The sequence below is a fragment of the Ensifer sp. BR816 genome, assembly GCF_000378985.1.
Lineage (GTDB): Bacteria > Pseudomonadota > Alphaproteobacteria > Rhizobiales > Rhizobiaceae > Sinorhizobium.
This window is the reverse complement of the sequence record NZ_KB905370.1, coordinates 4,720,010-4,738,691: the sequence shown is the minus strand read 5'-3', so window position 1 is coordinate 4,738,691 and position 18,682 is coordinate 4,720,010. Positions and strand designations below refer to the sequence as shown.

At 63.5% G+C, this 18,682-nt stretch carries 17 protein-coding genes, 1 tRNA gene and 1 pseudogene; 8 read left to right on the top strand and 11 right to left on the bottom strand.

Translation table 11 applies throughout. The annotated features are described in order from the left end of the window. The first annotated feature begins 3 nt into the window (after positions 1-3). Entirely contained in the window at positions 4-921 is a 918-nt protein-coding gene (gene oxyR, locus RHIBR816_RS0122670) for a hydrogen peroxide-inducible genes activator OxyR (RefSeq protein WP_018238889.1), read from the top strand. A 42-nt stretch (positions 922-963) separates the two neighbouring features. Here oxyR and RHIBR816_RS0122665 read toward each other — a convergent pair whose 3' ends face one another. The 5 genes from RHIBR816_RS0122665 to RHIBR816_RS0122645 all read right to left on the bottom strand — a co-directional run bounded on the left by RHIBR816_RS0122665 (position 964) and on the right by RHIBR816_RS0122645 (position 6,359). Further along, positions 964-1,848 carry a dienelactone hydrolase family protein gene (locus RHIBR816_RS0122665; RefSeq protein ID WP_026187325.1) on the bottom strand — a complete coding sequence of 295 codons (885 nt, stop codon included), beginning with the start codon at positions 1,846-1,848 and terminating at the stop codon, positions 964-966. Positions 1,849-1,968: 120 nt separating this feature from the next. Further along, positions 1,969-2,994, bottom strand: coding sequence for an alcohol dehydrogenase AdhP (adhP, locus tag RHIBR816_RS0122660; RefSeq protein ID WP_018238887.1), 1,026 nt, complete (start codon positions 2,992-2,994; stop codon positions 1,969-1,971). A 199-nt stretch (positions 2,995-3,193) separates the two neighbouring features. Then, positions 3,194-3,610 (bottom strand): MAPEG family protein, encoded by a 417-nt coding sequence (locus tag RHIBR816_RS0122655; protein WP_018238886.1) that lies wholly within the window; start codon positions 3,608-3,610, stop codon positions 3,194-3,196. 73 nt (positions 3,611-3,683) lie between these two features. Further along, positions 3,684-5,186, bottom strand: a complete 1,503-nt coding sequence (gene guaB / locus RHIBR816_RS0122650) for an IMP dehydrogenase (RefSeq protein WP_026187324.1) — start codon at positions 5,184-5,186, stop codon at positions 3,684-3,686. Between the two features lie 189 nt (positions 5,187-5,375). Further along, positions 5,376-6,359: an MBL fold metallo-hydrolase gene (locus RHIBR816_RS0122645; RefSeq protein WP_026187323.1), complete on the bottom strand. Its 984-nt coding sequence runs from the start codon at positions 6,357-6,359 to the stop codon at positions 5,376-5,378. A gap of 169 nt (positions 6,360-6,528) precedes the next feature. On the opposite strand from RHIBR816_RS0122645, the gene RHIBR816_RS0122640 reads away from it, so the two are divergent. Further along, the gene (locus RHIBR816_RS0122640) at positions 6,529-7,938 is read left to right on the top strand and encodes a DHA2 family efflux MFS transporter permease subunit (RefSeq protein ID WP_026187322.1); all 1,410 of its coding nucleotides are present in this window, start codon (positions 6,529-6,531) and stop codon (positions 7,936-7,938) included. 230 nt (positions 7,939-8,168) lie between these two features. Here RHIBR816_RS0122640 and RHIBR816_RS0122635 read toward each other — a convergent pair whose 3' ends face one another. The 3 genes from RHIBR816_RS0122635 to RHIBR816_RS0122625 are packed head-to-tail and all read right to left on the bottom strand — an operon-like array spanning position 8,169 to position 10,857. Continuing rightward, the gene (locus RHIBR816_RS0122635) at positions 8,169-8,552 is read right to left on the bottom strand and encodes a VOC family protein (RefSeq protein WP_018238882.1); all 384 of its coding nucleotides are present in this window, start codon (positions 8,550-8,552) and stop codon (positions 8,169-8,171) included. Positions 8,553-8,554: 2 nt separating this feature from the next. Beyond that, complete coding sequence (locus tag RHIBR816_RS0122630; RefSeq protein WP_018238881.1) at positions 8,555-9,292, bottom strand: RlmE family RNA methyltransferase; 738 nt, start codon at positions 9,290-9,292, stop codon at positions 8,555-8,557. Next, positions 9,289-10,857 carry a Ppx/GppA phosphatase family protein gene (locus tag RHIBR816_RS0122625; protein ID WP_018238880.1) on the bottom strand — a complete coding sequence of 523 codons (1,569 nt, stop codon included), beginning with the start codon at positions 10,855-10,857 and terminating at the stop codon, positions 9,289-9,291. The genes RHIBR816_RS0122630 and RHIBR816_RS0122625 overlap by 4 nt, the downstream gene beginning before the upstream one ends. Positions 10,858-11,158: 301 nt before the next feature. On the opposite strand from RHIBR816_RS0122625, the gene RHIBR816_RS0122620 reads away from it, so the two are divergent. Together RHIBR816_RS0122620 and RHIBR816_RS36350 are read left to right on the top strand one after the other, a co-directional pair. Continuing rightward, positions 11,159-11,232, top strand: a tRNA-Gln gene (locus RHIBR816_RS0122620). A gap of 157 nt (positions 11,233-11,389) precedes the next feature. Next, a complete protein-coding gene (locus RHIBR816_RS36350; protein WP_245262653.1) occupies positions 11,390-12,082 on the top strand; it encodes a DUF6538 domain-containing protein in 693 nt (230 codons plus the stop codon). Positions 12,083-12,778: 696 nt separating this feature from the next. Here the strand turns inward: RHIBR816_RS36350 and RHIBR816_RS0122605 are convergent. After that, positions 12,779-13,594, bottom strand: coding sequence for a hypothetical protein (locus RHIBR816_RS0122605; RefSeq protein WP_157628226.1), 816 nt, complete (start codon positions 13,592-13,594; stop codon positions 12,779-12,781). A gap of 210 nt (positions 13,595-13,804) precedes the next feature. On the opposite strand from RHIBR816_RS0122605, the gene RHIBR816_RS38525 reads away from it, so the two are divergent. Together RHIBR816_RS38525 and RHIBR816_RS34545 are read left to right on the top strand one after the other, a co-directional pair. Further along, entirely contained in the window at positions 13,805-13,957 is a 153-nt protein-coding gene (locus RHIBR816_RS38525) for a hypothetical protein (protein WP_245262651.1), read from the top strand. After that, the gene (locus RHIBR816_RS34545) at positions 13,957-14,736 is read left to right on the top strand and encodes an HNH endonuclease (protein ID WP_245262650.1); all 780 of its coding nucleotides are present in this window, start codon (positions 13,957-13,959) and stop codon (positions 14,734-14,736) included. The genes RHIBR816_RS38525 and RHIBR816_RS34545 overlap by 1 nt, the downstream gene beginning before the upstream one ends. 37 nt (positions 14,737-14,773) lie before the next feature. On the opposite strand, the gene RHIBR816_RS0122595 is transcribed toward RHIBR816_RS34545, so the two are convergent. Beyond that, on the bottom strand, positions 14,774-15,037 hold the full coding sequence (locus RHIBR816_RS0122595) for a restriction endonuclease (protein WP_018238876.1): 264 nt from the start codon (positions 15,035-15,037) through the stop codon (positions 14,774-14,776). 139 nt (positions 15,038-15,176) lie between these two features. After that, a pseudogene (locus RHIBR816_RS34540) lies at positions 15,177-16,009 on the bottom strand (GyrI-like domain-containing protein). A gap of 330 nt (positions 16,010-16,339) precedes the next feature. Between RHIBR816_RS34540 and RHIBR816_RS0122585 the strand changes: the two are divergent. Both RHIBR816_RS0122585 and RHIBR816_RS0122580 read left to right on the top strand, forming a co-directional pair. Next, positions 16,340-17,227, top strand: coding sequence for a site-specific integrase (locus tag RHIBR816_RS0122585; protein ID WP_026186521.1), 888 nt, complete (start codon positions 16,340-16,342; stop codon positions 17,225-17,227). A gap of 10 nt (positions 17,228-17,237) precedes the next feature. Next, positions 17,238-18,431: an IS91 family transposase gene (locus tag RHIBR816_RS0122580; protein WP_018238875.1), complete on the top strand. Its 1,194-nt coding sequence runs from the start codon at positions 17,238-17,240 to the stop codon at positions 18,429-18,431. The last annotated feature ends 251 nt before the right edge of the window (positions 18,432-18,682 follow it).

Sequence of the window (18,682 nt, the reverse complement as noted above, 5' to 3'; positions counted from 1 at the left end):
ATCATGCTGACGCTTCGACAGATGCGCTATTTTGATGCCCTCGCGACGGCCCGGCATTTCGGCCGAGCGGCCGAGCTCGCCCATGTCAGCCAGCCCGCCCTTTCGGCACAGATCATGGAAATGGAAGAGCATCTCGGGGTCAAACTCGTCGAGAGAAGCCGCGGCGGCGTGTTTTTGACCGGCAAGGGCGAAGACGTGCTGGCGCGGGTCCGGGTGATCCTGGCCGATGTCGACAGGTTGGAGGAGAGCGTCCGGGCGAATTCGGGAACGCTCGAGGGGCGCATCCGCCTTGGCGTCATCCCGACTCTGGCGCCCTATCTCGTGCCTAAGCTCATTCCCTATCTGCGTCGGCGATATGCAGAGATCGAAATCGAGCTCAAGGAATCGCTGACCGACAGGCTGGTCGCCGATCTTGGCGACGGCCGGCTCGACGCGGTGGTCGCCGCGCTGCCGATCGACGCGGACGGCATCGCCACGCGTGCACTGTTCTCGGACCGGTTCTTCATGGCGGTGGCAGACAACGACCGGAACGTGCTGATGTCGCCCCTGACCGAGGAGCAGGTCGATATATCGCAACTCCTCTTGCTGGAAGAGGGCCATTGCCTGCGCGATCAGGCGCTAGCCGTCTGCAGCACCGCAGGAAAGCGGCAATTGATGAGCTTCGGTGCCACCTCCATGGCGACGCTCCTGCAGATGGTGGCGAACGGCATGGGCATGACGCTCATTCCAGAGATCGCCGTTCCGAGTGAAGCGGCGCGCAATGCCATCCGCATCGTGCCCTTTGCAGCCCCCGAGCCCGCCCGCGAGATCGGCCTCGTCTGGCGCCGCAGCAATCCGCGCCGGCGCGACATGGACGCGCTGGCAGAAGCGATCGTCGACTGTGCCCGCGCGATATCCGGGGAGGCATCCACCTCGGGATAGAGGAACGCACAGCGATCCCCTGCCCCGAACTTCGGCGCTACGTCAGGCGAGCTTCGTCTTCAGGAACTCGATGGTCCGTCCCCAGGCGAGGTCGGCGGCGGCCTTGTCGTAGCGAGCCGCCGAGGTGTCGTTGTTGAAGGCATGGTTGACGCCGTCATAGACATAGATCGTGGCGTCCTTGCCGTTCTCCGTCAGCGCCTTGCGGTAGGCCTCGATGCCGGCGTTGATGCGCTCGTCGAGCCCGGCATAGTGGAGAAGCATCGCGGCCTTGATCTTCGCCACGTCCTCGGCCTTCGGTTGAGCGCCATAGTAGGCGACGCCGGCCTTGAGGTCCGCAGAATTCACGGCAAGGCGATTGACCATGCCGCCGCCCCAGCAGAAGCCGATCGCGCCGACATTGCCGGTGCTTTCCGGGTGCCCCTTGAGGAAGGTCACGGTCGCCACCGCATTGGAATTGGTCTTGCCCGCGTCGAGCGCACCGATCATCTCGCGCGCCTTGTCCTCGTCGCTCGGCGTTCCGCCGTCGGGCGAGAGGAAATCCGGGGCGAGCGCGACAAATCCGTCGAGGGCGACACGCCGCGCGACGTCCTTGATGTGCGGATTGAGGCCGCGATTTTCATGGATGACGATGACCGCCGGAAGCTTGCCCGACGCATTGGCCGGCCTGACCAGGTAGCCCTTCATCTCGCCATCTGCACCTGGATAGGTAACGTCCTCCCCTTTGAGCCGCTCGTCCGTCGCAGCAATCATTTCGGCCTTGGCGCTGTTGGCGGCCAGCATCGGCGCGATCGCGGCGGCCGCGCCCCCCCCCGCCGCCGAACCGGCGAGCGTCGTCAGCCTCTCCATGAAGCGGCGGCGATCCAGGGTCAGATGCGTGTATTCGTCATAGGCATCGACCATCGCCTGAGTGATCACAGGCTTGTTCATGACGCTCTCCATCAGCAGGTTTCCGCAGGCGACAGAGCAATGGCAAGCCGCCCCTCGACAGGATAGGTCAAGGGGCGGTGCACACACGTCAAAACTGCGTTACTTGCCGTGATCGATGCCTCAACTCAGGTCGAGAACGATGCGGCCGTCGATCTTGCCTTCTTCCATACGCTCGAAGATGGCGTTGATGTTCTCTATCTTGTCCCAGGAGAAGTGGGCTGCGACCTTGCCCTCGCCGGCAAATTCCAAAGCTTCCTCCAGATCCTGGCGCGTACCCACGATTGAGCCCCGCACCGTGATACGCTTCAGCACCGTATCGAAGACCGGCAGGCAGATCTGGCTCGGCGGCAAACCGACGAGCGCCATGGTGCCCTTCGAACGCAGCATACGGTAGGCCTGCTCCATCGCCTTTGGCGAGACCGCCGTGACCAGCGCTCCGTGGACGCCGCCGGTCCGCTTCTGCACCTGCTCGATAGCGTCAGCCGCCCTTGCATCGATGACGAGGTCGGCGCCGAGCTTCTCGGCGAGCGCGATCTTGTCGGGGAAGATGTCGGCCGCGGCGACATGCATGCCCATGGCCTTGGCATATTGCACGCCCATGTGGCCGAGACCGCCGATGCCGGAGATCAAGACCCATTCACCAGGCTTCGCCTCCGTCTCCTTCAGGCCCTTGTAGACGGTGACGCCGGCGCAGAGCAGCGGCGCAGCCGGACCGAACTCCAGCTTGGCGGGCAGCCGGCCGACGAAATTCGGATCCGCCAGGCCGTACTGGGCAAAGGTGCCGTCGACCGAATAGCCGGTATTCTGCTGGCTGCCGCACAGCGTTTCCCACCCGGTGCGGCATGGCGTGCAGCAGCCGCAGGCGGTGTGCAGCCATGGGACGCCGACCCGGTCGCCCTCCTTCAGCCGTGTGACGCCGGCGCCAAGCTTGGCGACGCAGCCGACGCCTTCGTGGCCGGGAATGAAGGGCGGATTGGGTCGCACCGGCCAGTCGCCCTTGGCGGCGTGCAGGTCGGTATGGCACACGCCCGTGGCCTCGTATTTGATGAGGACCTGGCCCGGTCCCGGCTGCGGTATGGGCAAATCCTCGATCACGAGCGGCTTGCCGAATTCGCGCACGACTGCGGCTTTCATTGTTCCGGCCATATCGATCTCCTCCGATGTTGAATGCTGGCATTGGAAATTGCGCCGGCGCCGCATCACCCTCCGCCAAAGCAGCGCGTTGACGGACGCAAGCTAGTGCGGGATCCGGCGCGCTCCCTTGACGCGCATCAAGGCGCGGCGGTTCGATGGAGGAGATCGTCTCAGAACTGAGACATTGAAGCCGGCAGATGCCGGGCGATCGTCAGTTCATTGCCATCCAGAGGGCAAGCCAGGTCCACATGGCCGCGAGCGTCACAAAACCGGCCAGGAAGAGAGGGCCGCGATGGCGAAGCCGATTGCTGGTCACATGCACGAGGGCGTGCGCGTAGCGTAAGCCGACGAAAAGCCAGGCGAGAGCCACCGCCAGAAGATTGTCGGCCTCGGCGATGTAAAGGAGGACGCAGCAGGCATAGAAGAGCACCGGCAGTTCGAACTGGTTGGCAATGCTGTTGCGCACGACCAGGCTCTCGCTCGGCTCCTGGCGATTCTCGCGAAATTGCGACGACTGCGCCTTGCCGGCGCGGACGACCGCCGACCGGCGCAGCGAGAGAAGCGCATAAAGCATGTAGACCAGCGCGACATGGGCGACCACGGGCCAGAATATCTCGAACCCCGTCATCGGTGCTCCGCTTCAAATTCCTGGATGGGAGAGCAAGGGCGTGGGACGCCGGGGCGGCGTCCCATCGAAGGTATCAGGCGGCGCCCGGATAGTTCGGGCTCTCGCGGGTGATCGTCACGTCGTGAGCGTGGCTTTCGCGAAGGCCGGCGCCGGATATGCGGACGAAGGTGGCGCGCTCCTGATACTCCTTGATCGTGGCGCCGCCGACATAGCCCATCGACGCCTTGAGACCACCGGCGAGCTGGTGCAGGACACCGCCAACGGCCCCTTTATAGGGAACCTGGCCCTCGATGCCTTCCGGCACGAGCTTCAGCGTGTCGCGGACTTCCGCCTGGAAATAGCGGTCGGCCGAGCCGCGCGCCATGGCGCCGACCGAACCCATGCCGCGATAGGCCTTGAACGAGCGGCCCTGGTAGAGGAAGACCTCGCCTGGGCTTTCCTCGGTGCCTGCAAGCAGCGAGCCGACCATGACGGCCGACGCACCGGCGGCGATCGCCTTCGCAAGGTCGCCGGAATATTTGATGCCGCCGTCGGCGATGACCGGGATGCCGGAGGCCTGCGCCGCCTCGACGGCCGCCATGATCGCGGCCAATTGCGGCACGCCGACACCGGCGACGATGCGCGTCGTGCAGATGGAGCCCGGACCGATGCCGACCTTGACGGCATCGGCGCCGGCGTCGATCAGCGCCTTGGTGCCGTCCGCCGTCGCCACATTGCCGGCCATGATACGGACCGAGTTCGACAATTTTTTCACACGCCCGACCGCGTCGAGCACGCGCTGCGAATGGCCGTGGGCGGTGTCAACGACGATCAGGTCGACGCCGGCATCGATCAGCCGCTCGGCGCGCTCGAAGCCGTCGTCACCGACGCTGACGGCCGCGGCGGCGCGGAGCCGCCCCTGGGAGTCCTTGGAGGCGTTCGGGTTCAGCTGCGACTTCTCGATGTCCTTGACCGTGATCAGGCCGACACAGCGCCCTTCAGGATCGACGACCAGCAGCTTTTCGATCCGATGCTTGTGCAGAAGGCGCTTGGCCTCCTGCTGATCGACGCTTTCCTTGACGGTGACCAGGCCCTCCCGGGTCATCAGCTCGTAGATCTTCTGGGACGGCTCGGAAGCGAAGCGGACATCGCGGTTGGTGAGGATGCCGACGAGGCGGCCCTGCGTCTGGCCGCCGCTGCCGCCGTTTTCGACGACCGGAATGCCGGAAATGCCGTGTGCCTTCATCAGGCTCAGCGCGTCGGCCAGCGTCGCATCCGGGCCGATCGTCACCGGATTGACGACCATGCCGCTTTCGAACTTCTTGACCTGGCGGACCTCTTCGGCCTGCTCGGCCGGCGTCAGGTTGCGGTGGATGACGCCGATGCCGCCGGCCTGGGCCATGGCGATCGCCAGCCGCGCCTCGGTGACCGTGTCCATGGCCGCCGAAAGGATCGGAAGATTGAGGTCGATATCCTGGGCGATGCGGGTGGCGATGTTCGTCTGGCCCGGCATCACCTCGGAATGCCCCGGCTGGAGCAGGACGTCGTCGAAGGTCAAAGCCTCCAGACCGGTTGCCGTTTCGATGATGCGCGCCATGGCCAGTTCCTCTTCGAATATACGAAAATCCCCGGGGACGATCAGCGACTTGTCCACCGGGTGACTTCAAAGCTTGTCTTGGAAGTTGGCGAGGGCTCGTAACACGGATATGTCAGAATGGAAATAGTTAAGGCCCGGAAATCTCCCGGGCCTGCATATTTGTTGTTGCAGAGCAGCAAAGCCCTGATCTCAAATGTCGAACTGGTAGGTCGCCGGCACGAAACGGTAGCCCGGGTCCTGCCGTTCGACGAAGCCGACGGCCGGGAACGGCATGTGATAGCCGATGAAGGGCAGCCGATCGGTAGCGATCATGTCGAAGACCTTGCGCCGCGTCGCGCCCGCGGCGGCCTTGTCCATGTCGAAGCGGACCTCCCAGTCCGGCCGCTGCAGCGACAGGACGTAATGATTGGCCGTATCGGCAGTCAGGATCAGCGCCTTGCCATCGGATTCGAGCCTGTAGATCATGTGCCCGGGGGAATGGCCGAAGGCGGCGATGGCAGTGATCCCCGATACCACCTCGGCACCGTCGGCGATGAAACTGGTCTTTTCCGCCAGCGGCACGACCTTGGCAAGCACCGCCTTGTGGCCGTTTTCGGCCGGCGTGCCGACGCGGGCCGCATCCTTCCAGAAATCGAATTCGATCTGGCCGGTCACGTAGCGGGCGTTCGCGAAGACCGGTTTGCCGCCTTCCATGAGGCCGCCGATATGGTCGCCGTGCATATGGGTGATGACAACGACCGAGACCTGCTCGGGCGTATAGCCGGCGGCGCGGATGCCGTCGGCGAGTTTGCCGGTACCGGCCTCCCGGCCGCCTTCGCCGAGGCCGGTGTCGAACAACACGATGTCCGACCCGGTATCGACGAGCACCGGCGAAAAGCCGTTGAGCAAACCGGCGGTCGGCAGGAAATTCTGTTCGAGCAGCGCGGAGACGGCCTCGGCCGGCTGATTGGTGCCATAGGTCTCGTGCGGATTTTCCGAGGCGCGCGTGCCGTCGCTGATCACCGTCACCTTGAAGGTGCCGAGCCTGAAGGACTTGAAAGCGGCATCATCCGTCATAGCGCCCTTTTCTGCACTTTCCTGAGCATTGGCAATTCCACCCAAGAGGCTTGGCGCCGCCAAGGCAGCCGCCCCCGCCCCGAACAGGGTTCGGCGCTTCAAACTATGTGTGATCATGATCGCTCCTGTCGATTTGCGCTGCCTCGCATGCCAGCAGGCAAGAAGTAGCGGCCTTGACCGAAAAGGTCAGCCGGATCACAGGCATTTGATCTGCAATCGCCGGTTTTGCCCCGACAAAGCCATCGGGACCGTCTACCGGACGTCGACCCCGCATCCAAGGCCTCTCATGAATCGCATCGTCCCGATGATCCTCGCCGTCGCTCTCTTCATGGAGCAGATGGATTCCACAGTCATTTCGACGTCGCTGCCGGCGATCGCGCATGACATCGGAGTCGGGCCGATCACGCTCAAGCTGGCGCTGACTTCCTATATGGTTGCGCTGGCGATCTTCATTCCCTTGAGCGGCTGGATGGCGGACCGCTTCGGCGCCAAGCGCATCTTCCGCGCGGCGATGCTCGTGTTCGTCGCCGGGTCGGTGTTCTGCGCCGTTGCCGACAGCCTCGTCGCCTTCGTGCTGTCGCGCTTCCTGCAGGGCATGGGCGGGGCGATGATGACGCCGGTCGCGCGCCTCGTGCTGGTGCGCGGCACGCCGCGCAGCGAGCTCGTCTCGGCCATGGCGCTGCTGACCATCCCGGCCCTCGTCGGACCCTTGGCCGGCCCGCCGCTCGGCGGCTTCATCACCACCTATTTCTCCTGGCACTGGATCTTCCTGATCAATGTACCGGTCGGCATCGCCGGCTACATACTGTCCGGCATCTACCTGCCGGAAATGGAGCGGCAAAACCCGCCGCCGGTCGATATTCTCGGCTTCTTGCTGGGCGGCATCGCCGCCTCCGGCATCGTCTTCGGCCTGTCGGTCATCAGCCTGCCGGCCCTGCCGCCGGCGATCGGCATCGCTTCCGTCGCGGCCGGCATTGCCGCGACCTTCCTTTACATCTTCCACGCACGCCGCCATCCGGCGCCGGTGCTCGATCTCGGGCTGTTTCGCGACAGCGCCTTCCGCGCCGCCTCGATCGGCGGCACTGTCTTCCGCATTTCCGTCGGCGCCGTGCCGTTCCTGATGCCGCTGATGCTGCAGATCGGCTTCGGCCTCAATCCGTTCCAGTCGGGGCTGATCACCTTCATCGGGGCCGTCGGCGCCATCACCACAAAATTCTTCGCCCGCCGCGTTCTCGCCTTTGCCGGCTTCCGCACGACGCTGATCATTGCCGCCGTCATCGCCGCCGGCACCACCTTCATCAACGGCTTCTTCACGCCGGCGACGCCTTACCTCGTCATGCTCACGATCCTGCTCGTCGCCGGTTTCGCCCGCTCCTTCTTCTTCACCAGCGTCAACGCGCTTTCCTTCGCCGATATCGACGACGCGGACGCCAGCAAGGCGACATCGATGAGCGCCGTGCTGCAGCAGATCAGCCTTGCGCTCGGCGTCGCCGTGGCGGGCGCGATCCTCGAAGTCCAAACCGCGTTGGGCGGCGGACCGCTGGTGCTCGACGACTTCCACGTCGCCTTCATGATCATCGCCGTCGCCAACCTGCTGGCGGCGATCCCCTTCCTGACCATGGCGAAGAATGCCGGCGCTTCCGTCTCCGGCCATCGAAAGGCGCTGCGGGAAGCCGAGGCGACGGCGGGGAAGTAAAGCGTCCTACAGGAACGTCGCCGGCAGTCGATACCCCCCTCTGCCCTGCCGGGCATCTCCCCCACAAGGGTGGAGATTGGCCGGAAGCACCGCCGCGCCCCCACATCAAGGCTGCGGATGCCGCAGTGCTGCAGGAATGAGGGGTCGCCGCGAGTCGATCTCCCTCCTTGTGGGGGAGATGCCCGGCAGGGCAGAGGGGGGTGATCCCCGCTACAGTCGCGTATCCTGCCCTATTCCGGCCGCTCGCAGACGGCGGCAATCTTGTTGCCATCGAGATCGCGGACCCAGGCGCCATAAAAATGCGCGTGGAACGGCCGCAGCCCCGGCGCGCCCTCGTCGGTACCGCCGGCAGCCAGCGCAGCTGCATGGAAGGCATCGACGGCGCTCCGCGTCTCGGCCACGAGCGCGATGCTCACGCCGTTGCCATAGGTGGCAGGCTCACGGTTGAACGGCGTGACCACCCAGAAGCGGACGCGCACATCACCGTCGGCGCCGTAGCCGATCTCGGTTTCGTCCCACCGCTGGCGGCGGTAGCCGAGGGTCGGGAGCACGCCATCATAGAACGCGCCGGCGCGTTCGAGGTCGTTGGTGCCGACCGTCACATAGAGCAACATGCCTATTCCGCCGCCTCTTCTTCGGTTTCCGTCTCCCTGCCGGCCTTCTGGCGTCCCTTGAAACCCTTGGCAAGCAGGAACATCTCGACCGATTCGGCACGCGACGAGGCCGGCTTCACATGAATGACCTGGCGGAAATTCTGCTTCAGCATGCTGAGGAGATCGCGCTCCGTGCCGCCCTGGAAGGTCTTTGCCAGGAAGTGCCCGCCCTCGGCCAGCACGTCGACGGCGAAATGCGCCGCCACCTCGCAGAGATGCATGGTGCGCAGATGGTCGGTCTGGCGGTGGCCGGTGGTCGGCGCCGCCATGTCGGACAATACGAGGTCGGGCGTTCCGCCGATCGCCTGCATGAGCTTTTCCGGCGCCTCGGGGTCGAGGAAATCCATCTGCAGGAAGCGGACGCCGGGGACCCCATCCATTTCGAGAAAGTCGATCGCCGCGACGCGCGGATCGGCATCGGTCGAATTCGTCACCTTGGCGGCGATCTGCGACCAGCTTCCGGGAGCGGCACCGAGATCGATGATGCGCTTGGCGCCGGCCAGGATCTTGTGCTTCTCGTCGATCTCCAGGAGCTTGAAGGCGGCGCGGGCGCGATAGCCCTCGAGCTGGGCGCGCTGTACGTAGGGATCGTTGATGTGCCGTTCGAGCCACCGGCGCGAGGACGCCTTGAGCTTGCCCTTCTTCACCTTCTGGCCGAGCTTGCGGCCGCTGCGGTTGCCGCCGATCGGGGATTTCGTCATGCCTTGTTCCCTTCGTGGGGCCGCTGCCGCTCTTCGCCGGCCTGAGCCGGACCGCGCTGCTGGTAGCGACGCGGACGCCCGCGGCGCCAGGCGCCGTCATCGGCCATCATGTCGGTGAGCAGCCCCTCGCGCAGGCCGCGATCGGCAACGCGCATCCGCGTCGACGGCCAGCGCCGGCGGATCGCCTCGAGGATCGCGCAGCCTGCGAGCACCAGATCGGCCCGGTCCGGACCGATGCAGGGATTGGCGGCGCGCGCGGCGAAATCCCAGGAGAGCAGCCGCGCCTGCATCGCCGAGACCTCGTCGTCGGAAAGCCAGAGCCCGTCCACCCGGCGCCGGTCGTAGCGCGGCAGGTCGAGATGGACGCCGGCGAGCGTCGTCACGGTGCCCGACGTGCCGATCAGGTGGAAGCCGCTGCCGGAGGCGCTTTCGAGGACCTCGACCGACGGACCGTCGAAATGGTCGAGCATGCCCTCGACCTCACCCACCATGGTCTCGAAACTTTGCGGAGTGACGTGCTCGCCGCCGTGGCGCTCGGACAGCGTGACGACGCCGACAGGCAGCGAGGTCCAATGGGTGATGTGGTTGGCAAGACGGCTCGAGCGGTTGTCGCCGATGCGGATCACCGCGATTTCCGAAGAACCACCGCCAATGTCGAAGAGCACGACCGACTTGGTCTCGCGATCGACCAGCGACGAGCAGCCGGAAACGGCGAGCCGCGCCTCGGTCTCGCGATCGATGATTTCGAGGTCGAGGCCGGTTTCCTCGGCGACGCGCTTCATGAAAGTCTCGCCGTTCTCGGCGGCGCGCGCCGCCTCGGTGGCGATCAGCCGGCGGCGGCGGATCGAGCGGGCATTGAGCTTGGAAGCGCAGATCTTCAGGGCCTCGACGGAGCGCTCCATCGCATCGTCGGAAAGCCTGCCGCTGGCGCCCAGCCCTTCGCCGAGCCGGACGATGCGCGAGAAGGCGTCGACGACACGGAACTGCCCCGGCCGGGTCGGCTGCGCGACCAGAAGGCGGCAATTGTTGGTGCCGAGGTCGAGCGCGGCATAAAGCGGCGCGGCCGGCTCGCCGGGCGTGACATAGGGGGCGCGCAAATCATCCTTGCGCGACTGCGGCGCGGCCGACGCCTCGCGCGGGCGCTGGGTTTCGGCGGACCGCTCAGGGGCAAGCGGCTTGCCTCCGGATGCCAGCGGCCGTCCTTGCAGACCGCGCCGGTGGCGCGCCTTCTTGCCGCGCTTCTGACCCTTCTTGTCGGTGATCGGGGTCTCTTGGGCCGGGGCTGCGCCGGAAACGGCGGCGGGAGCCTGGCCTTGCTGCCTTGCGGCCTTCGAACGGCGGCGCCGCTTGCGCTTGCGCGCCGGCTCGGCCTCGTTCAGTGCTGCGGGACGCCCTGCTTCTCCGGGAAGCCCGGATCGGCTGGCAATTGCAGACGGCGAACCGGACGGCTTGCGCCGCCTCCGTTTCCCCTTGCCGCCGCGCGGCACAAGCTTATGCGCCTCGCCACGACCTGCTGCCGACGCCCCGGATTCAGACGGCTTCGCGCCGTGTTCGGGGTCTTTCACTTGTCTCAACCACCGCGCCGCGCGAAGCCTTCCGGCCGCTCAAGGCGCTCTCTCGATTTTGCGTTGGCGCGACTGTACCAGCGCCGCCCTTTTTCGCCAAACTTTTTTTGAGACGCCGAATCGGCCCGCATCTCAGCCGCCGGCGCCGGGCCGAAAATCGGCGATCCGCCCTCTCCGCTCGGGCCGTGTGCGCCTTCACCACAGGCCGGCCGCATTTTTTTGCCAAAAGGTATTTGCATCGGCGGTTCTTTTGTTTATAAGCCCGCCACACCGACGCGGGCGCCATGCCGCCGGCAGGCCTTGGGGAATAGGTTAACGGTAGACCAGCGGACTCTGACTCCGTTAGTCCTGGTTCGAATCCAGGTTCCCCAGCCAATTCTCCCTAAAATCCCTTAATTCCTTGATTTTCCAGTCGTGCCGGATCCCGTTTTGGCATCATTGGCGACCTGATGCCAGAACTGTAGCCCAAAGGTGATGCCCACGCGAAATATGCGCGGCGGCCTCGCCGGTGGCAGGCAAGGGCAAGATACCCATGGCAGTCCGCCACGACGTCGAAAATCTCATTCGCCGCGGCAACACCTTCTACTGGCGAGCACGCGTCCCCATGTCGTTCGCGCGGTGCCGACCAGGCAGCCGGCTTTCACTGAGCCTTCACTGTTCCGACCATAAAAAGGCTCAAGTCATCGGTCGGAAGCTCAACATGCTGATGGCCGAGCTGAAGATGAAATCGAAGGAACCAATGTCCAAGGAGCAGCTCCAGAAACTCTGCGCACACGAGCGCGACGTCATGCTCCTGCATCTCGAAGACGTCGCCCTCGCGGCTAGGCGGTATGGCCGACCTGCTGACATCGAGGAGCTGGAAATCGACCTGGAGAATGGCTGGGCCTACAAACTGCTCGCCATGTTCGGCATCCGCCAGCATCTGACGCTGAAGGAAGGCTGCAGCGGCCATAGGTACCTGGTAGCGAACGGAGTTCCCACCTCGCATATCCCGGCGATTAAGTCGAATTACATCGAACTGTTTGACGAGGCAAACAGCCGAGCCTTTCAGGACGGCATTCGGATGCTGATGGATCAGTTCGGATGGCAGGCTGGGTCGCGAAGTGACAGCGCGCCGTCGCGCCGTCGATCGCATGTCCGCTGGAGGATGCCGCCACAGCGGCACGCAGAACTTTCCCGACGGGGGAGGAAGAGTGTAGGTTGGTCAAAGCCCGATTCCTTCTAACGCAAGGCTTGAGGGTCAGGCCCTTGTCGGTGTTACCAGCACCGGCTTGGGCCGCTTGCTCCGATCATGCCGGAGCCGCTCATACCTGGCAGGACCCTGAGCGGATCTCAAGGACCCTTGCCGCAAAATGAGAACGGATCCTGAACAAGGTAAACGGCGGGCTCACGCTTGAATTCTGTCCCACGCCTGATGGTAAACGGCCGGTAAAGCGGCTTGAGATCTTCCGCAGGGACCGACGCCGACCGAAGGTTGGAATCAAGAAAGGGGCCCGAAAGCCCCTTCCTTGTGTTCAGTCCGCCGACGCCTCGGCCGGTTTCGGCTTAAGCCAAGCCGGCTTCCTCAGCCCCGACCGTACCTCGTTGGAAACTATCGAGATGACATTGGAGGCGTCATCTGCCGCCGCTGGTATGGGACGCGCCAGAAACGCTGGCGGCTGGTAATTCGCTGGGGCGACATCCTCATCATCGACCGGATCTAGGCTTGGGGCCTCAATCTGCACGACGCCACCGAGCGCCTCAAGGCCGCTGCGCATCACCGCATCTGCCGAGTTCGGAGCAACTGGGCCTTTAAGCGGCCACTCGGGTTGCTTCGTCCGGGACGTTGCCCAGTCGAGCAACGGCAGCACCTCTTGGCGCAGCCAAACCTCGAGTTCCTTGGCCTCAGGCCATGCCTCTCGCTTGCCAAGATGGTCCAGTGTCAGGAAGACCTCGTACCAGTGGCTTGCGGTCGGCAGCTCGCTCTCTGAGAGCTTGCGAGTTTTGCCGAGCGGGCCGCAGGTTCGAGCTTCGGGATGAGCGCCGTTTTCTGCAGACGCTTACCCTTGCTCTTCAGAGCACTTACCACTTCTGCAGCAAGAGCTGCAGCATTTTCGACAAAGGCGGCAAAGCCGGTCTTTGTCTTGAGGTCGATTATCGCCCGCAGACCGGACAGGCCACCGATGTCGGCGAGCTCGTCACCGGTCACCGCCTCTGAAGCCTTCTCAGAGCTGTCGGCAAGCAAGGCTTTCACCTCGCTGACGCGAATGCCGCCATGTTCCTCGGCATGCGCCAAGGCAGCCTCGACCTTCTCCTCTGGCGCGGACGCAAGATGGAAAAGGACTGTCGGACTGATGGCAAGCTCGACCGCTCGCTCCCGGTAGCTCGACAGATTGCGAGCCACGGCCCGATAATTCCGGGCCGTCTTCGAAGAGATGTCGCATCGCTGCGAGACCCATTTCTCGAAAGTACCCGGCTCGACAAGCTCGGACGCCTGCTCTAGCAAGACGCCCAGCTCGAAGGCCTGGTCCGTGGACCGGCGCCCCAAGGCCTGGATGCCAGCGGCTGCCGCTTCTAAAGCCTTCATGCTCTGCACGCCGATGTCGAGCGCGTCGTAGTCAAAGCGGACGGACGTCCGTTTTGTTGTCTTCTTGGTCATGTCAAAGATCCTTGCAGGTTGCAAAAGCATCAACTGCACTTGCGCAATTGATATGTGTATCATCGCCCGTCGTTCAACATATGACAATGTATATCTCAAGCTGCATCTTAATATATACTAAGACAACAAAAGATAAAACATGGATAATTACATACCATTACTTAAAAAGAACGCTTAATAATTAATTTTAACGCAAAATAGCCCAAGTACTAAGACTGCAGCCACTGGTTGCGCACACCGTCACGCCCCCGTATTTTCGAGAGGCTGCCAACCTGGTATCACGAGGTCAGATCCATCGAGTCTCAAACTATGTCAAAGGCAGTTCTGACCACGAAGGTGGATCCCACCTATGACGATCTTCCGGAGCAGCGGTACCATTTCCCGCGCACCTATCTGCGCCAGGTCGAGGCGGCGCGAGGTGAATCGTCTACTATGAGCCGCGGCGGCCGAGCGGCGACCTGATGAAGACGGGCGGCAGACAGGCCTATTTCGCAACGGCCCGGATCACCGACATTATCGAGGACCCGTCCAAGCCCGATCACTTCTATGCGCTGGTCGAGGACTTCCTACCCTTCGATCACACCGTCCCCTTCAAGGAGGCGAACCACTATTATGAGAGAGGGCTGCGCAAAGACGACGGTTCCACCAATAAAGGGGCTTTCGGTCGCGCTGTCCGAAACATTTCAGACGCCGAGTATGACCTGATCCTCGCCGCCGGCTTCGCGCACGTCCTTGGAAAGCGGGATCGCGAACGGCCGGCGCCGGACCCGGTCGAGGAGGCGTACATCGGATTTGGCGACAATCCGCAAATGTCTTTCGAGATCGAGGTCGTCGATCGCCGGATCATTTCCCAGGTACTGCAGCGTCCTTTGCGGGACCGAGCGTTCTCCGTGGCCATCAAATCGGCCTACCAGGACACCTGTGCCGTCACAGGACTGAAGCTTATCAACGGAGGCGGGCGCTCAGAGGTCCAGGCTGCGCACATCCGCCCGGTAGCCCATGATGGGCCGGACAGCGTCCGCAACTGCCTCGCCCTCTCCGGAACGGTCCATTGGATGTTTGACCGCGGCCTGATTTCGGTCAATGACGATTACAGCCTGCTGATTGCCGACAGCGGTGTGCCCGACACCATCACGCGGCTCATCAATCCGGAGCGACGCCTGCTCGTCCCCTCACGGCTGGACGAGAGGCCGCATTCGGAGTTTCTGCGATATCATCGTGAGCGGGTGTTCAAAGGGTGAGGAAGCGGAAATGATTTCCGCTCTCCGTGCAGATATCTTACTCCTCGCCGAAAAAGTCGTCATCCAGCCGCTTGAACTCCACAGTGCGATAGCTGCGAACGCCGACGCCGTGTTCGATCATCAGATCGGCCAGCTTCTGCCCATTGATGAGGATAACTCTCTGGGCCAAATGCTTGACGTAGTCGCGCGCTGGCTGGCTGAAGGAGGAGGTGGTGACAAAAACGCCCTTGGTGGCACCAAGTCCGACAAGGCTGCCGACAAAGCCGTTCACATTCGGGCGGCCCACCGGATTGGTAGCCATCCGGTGAAGGCCGGTATGATTTCGCCTGATGGAATGCCACGTTCAGCAAACGCGCTGTTGAGCCGGATCGGGAAATTTGGGTTGAAAGCTGCTCGTCCGCCGCCGTGGACGGAAACGGACAAGCCGCCACAGAGGTTCGCTATTTCAGGGGCAGGAAGAGCTCTGCCACCGCCGCATGTTCAGGTGCTTCCGGAAAGAAGGTGAGGCGCTGGCAATACAGGGGGAAATCCCTCGCTTCCTCGCCACTGGCCGGTAGCAATCGCGATAGAGGTAAAGCGCGGCAGGCTCCAGATCATCAGTATTGCCGACGACTTTCAGCACGGCGCAACGGCCGCCGGGGATCATGCCCGCCTCAATATGCTCTTCGTTCGTCCTGATCGGCTGATCAGTGCTGACACAAAGGTCCAGCCGATACTCGTCCGGAGACGTCACACGCGGATCGGAATGGAAGATGTTGAAAGTCAAACTGGTCTTCGGATTCAGGCCAGTGGCTTTGCGCCATGCTATGAAGCGTTTGATCGTGTCGCCGATCCTTGCCGGATCACCTCGATGTTTCATAATCGCGACAGGGGTCGGAGACACCTCGCGGATTTCGATGTCATTGGCTGCAAATGTCCTTTGCATAAGCTTACTCCTTGCTTGGTTGAGAGGCCCGAGGGCGGCAAGCCACGGTTCCCAATCGGGAGATTTCCTGAACTGCGAAGGCGACTGGCTGAACCGTTGCCGAAATGCGCGAGCAAAGGCGTCAGGAGCTTCGTAGCCGGCATCCATCGCTATCTCGGTCACGCTGTCTACGTCCCTGTAGGCCAGCCTGTAGGATGCCCGCTTCATGCGTACGAGATGGATATAGCGATGCACAGACAGCCCAAGGGCCGCCGCAAACTGCCGGTGGAAATGATACTTGGAGAAGGCGGCCACGCACCCCAGGCAGGCACAATTTGCGCCTGTAACGCCCCTTTCTGATCTGACAATCGCCCCAAAAAATTCCGCAGGTTTTACAACTGCATGCTGCCTTTTCCGCGCCGGCAGCCGCAGCTTCGCGCGATGCCGATGCCGCAATCTACGATCGCACAAAAACTGGCCGGGGCCCAATTCGTCAGATGCAAATTCTTCCGCTTTGCGTGAAGGCTGTCATCAGCAGGCCGGTCGGCCCATGGCTCGTTTCGACCCTAGGACGAAGCCGCTCGCGCGGCACTGGCGCCCGTGGTGAGGGTGCAGGAATGATCTGAACGGCGTGCATTTGCAGGTGTGCGGTCCTGGCTGACGATTGAGGTGTTCTCAATCTTCAGACAGGAGGTTGCCATGACGGAGGAGAGGACGACCCCGCTGCGCGAGCGGATGATCGAAGACATGCGCATCCGTGGGATGGGCGACAAAGCTCAGCAGGCGCATATCCGAGCCATCAAGGATTTCGCCGGGTTTCTGAAGCGATCACCGGACACCGCCACAGCCGATGACCTGCGCGCCTACCAACTGCACATGACCAATGCGGGCATCACCCCGCCGACCTTCAACGCCCGCATCGTGGCGCTGCGGTTCTTTTTCGCCACCACCTGCGGCCGCGAGGAGATGAAGCGGCATATGCAGTTCCGTCGGCAGCCGCAGACGTTGCCCGTGGTCTTGAGCATCGAGGAGGTCTCCGACCTGCTGATGGCGGCTCCAGGGCCGGGCCTGAAGTATCGGGCGGCACTCAGCATCTCCTATGGCGCCGGACTGCGCGCCTCCGAGGTCTGCAACCTGAAGATCAGCGACATCGACAGCGACCGGATGCTGATCCATGTCGAACAGGGCAAGGGGCAGAAGGACCGCAAGGTGATGCTGTCGCCCGGGCTGCTCAAGCTGTTGCGCGACTATTGGCGCGAGGCGCGACCACAGGGGTGGCTGTTCCCGGGCAAACCGAAGATCAACCCGATCTCGCCGCGGCAGCTCAATCGCGCCTTTACCGCCGCCAAAACCATGGCCGGTATCGGCAAGCCCGCGACGCTGCACAGCCTGCGGCACAGCTTTGCCACCCACCTCTTGGAAGCGAACACCGATGTCAGGGTCATCCAGGTCCTTCTCGGCCATGCCAGGTTGGTGACCACCGCCCGCTATACCCATGTCGCCACCAAGACGATCCGCGACACCGTCAGCCCGTTCGAGACCCTGCAGACGCTGCAGGACCAAACGCTCCGACGCGGACTGGAGTAGCGCCGGTGCGGTGATCCGGCCGAGACTGGAGATCGGCGACATCTTCCGTGCCTATGGCCCGGCGTGGCGGCGGGCCAATGCCGGGCATGTCAGCCTCACCCAGCTCAAGGTCATGGCGGCCATCGAAGCCTGCCGAACCGAGGCGCTCGGCGGGCATGTGGCGGCCTGTGCCAAATGCGGCCACAGCCACATCGCCTATAATTCCTGCAAAAACCGACACTGCCCCAAGTGCCAGGGGCCTGCCGCGCGGGACTGGATGGCCGCCCGCGCCGAAGACCTGCTGCCGGTCGAGTATTTCCACGTGGTTTTCACCCTGCCGGCCGAGATCGCCCAAATCGCCTACTGGAACAAGAAGGCTGTCTATGACCTGCTGTTTCGGGCATCGGCGGAGACACTGACCACCATCGCCGCCGATCCCAAGCGGCTCGGCGCGCGCATCGGCATGACCAGCGTGCTGCACACCTGGGGATCGGCGCTGACCCATCACCCGCATGTGCACATCATCGTACCCGGTGGCGGACTGTCGCCGGATGGCACGCGCTGGATCTCATGTCGCCCCGGGTTCTTCCTGCCGGTAAAGGTTCTGTCGCGTCTGTTCCGGCGGCTGTTTGTCGAAGGACTGAGGGCACTGCATCAATCCGGCAGCCTCGCCTTCTTCGGGGCTCTCGCCGGACTTGCACAGGCGAAGGCCTTCGCTGCCTGGCTTGCCCCGTTCCGCAAATCCGAATGGGTCGTCTACGCCAAGCCCCCGTTCGGCGGTCCCGAGGCGGTCCTGGCTTATCTCAGCCGCTACACCCACCGCGTGGCGATCTCCAACAGCCGCCTGATCAGCGCCGACGCCGAGACGGTCTCATTCCGCTGGAAGGATTACCGGATCAAGACCGGTGACCGGCAGAAGGTGATGCGGCTGGCCACCGACGAGTTCATCCGCCGTTTCCTGATCCACGTGCTGCCCGACGGATTCCACCGCATCCGCCATTACGGTCTGCTCGCCAGTGCAGGCCACAAGGCCAATATCGCAAGGATCAGGAAACTGCTCGGGGCGCAAACGCCATCGCAGCACGACGCACCAAACGCCGAGGTCACGCCGCTCACCCTGAGAGAGCCATGCCCGGTTTGCGGCGGCCCGATGCGCATCGTCGAGATCTTCCGCCGCGGCCAACAACCCAGATGCCGCGCGCCACCCCGAAAGGACGCCGCATGACGAAATCCATCTCACATCAGCCGAGGCTGGTCCGCATCGACGAGGCGTTCCGGGGTGGCGCCGGTCAGCCTAAGGCAACCCAGCACACTGAAAAATCGCCGGCGCGAACCTACCAAAGACCTGTGACCCCGATCCCGATCGGCTCATGCAAACCTTCGGGGCTACACCTTCGCACCCGACGCTGCCGCCGATAGCCCCCTTGAAAAACCGCAGCCGCACGCTTTCCCCATAGGCGCTCTACCCAGCCCCCG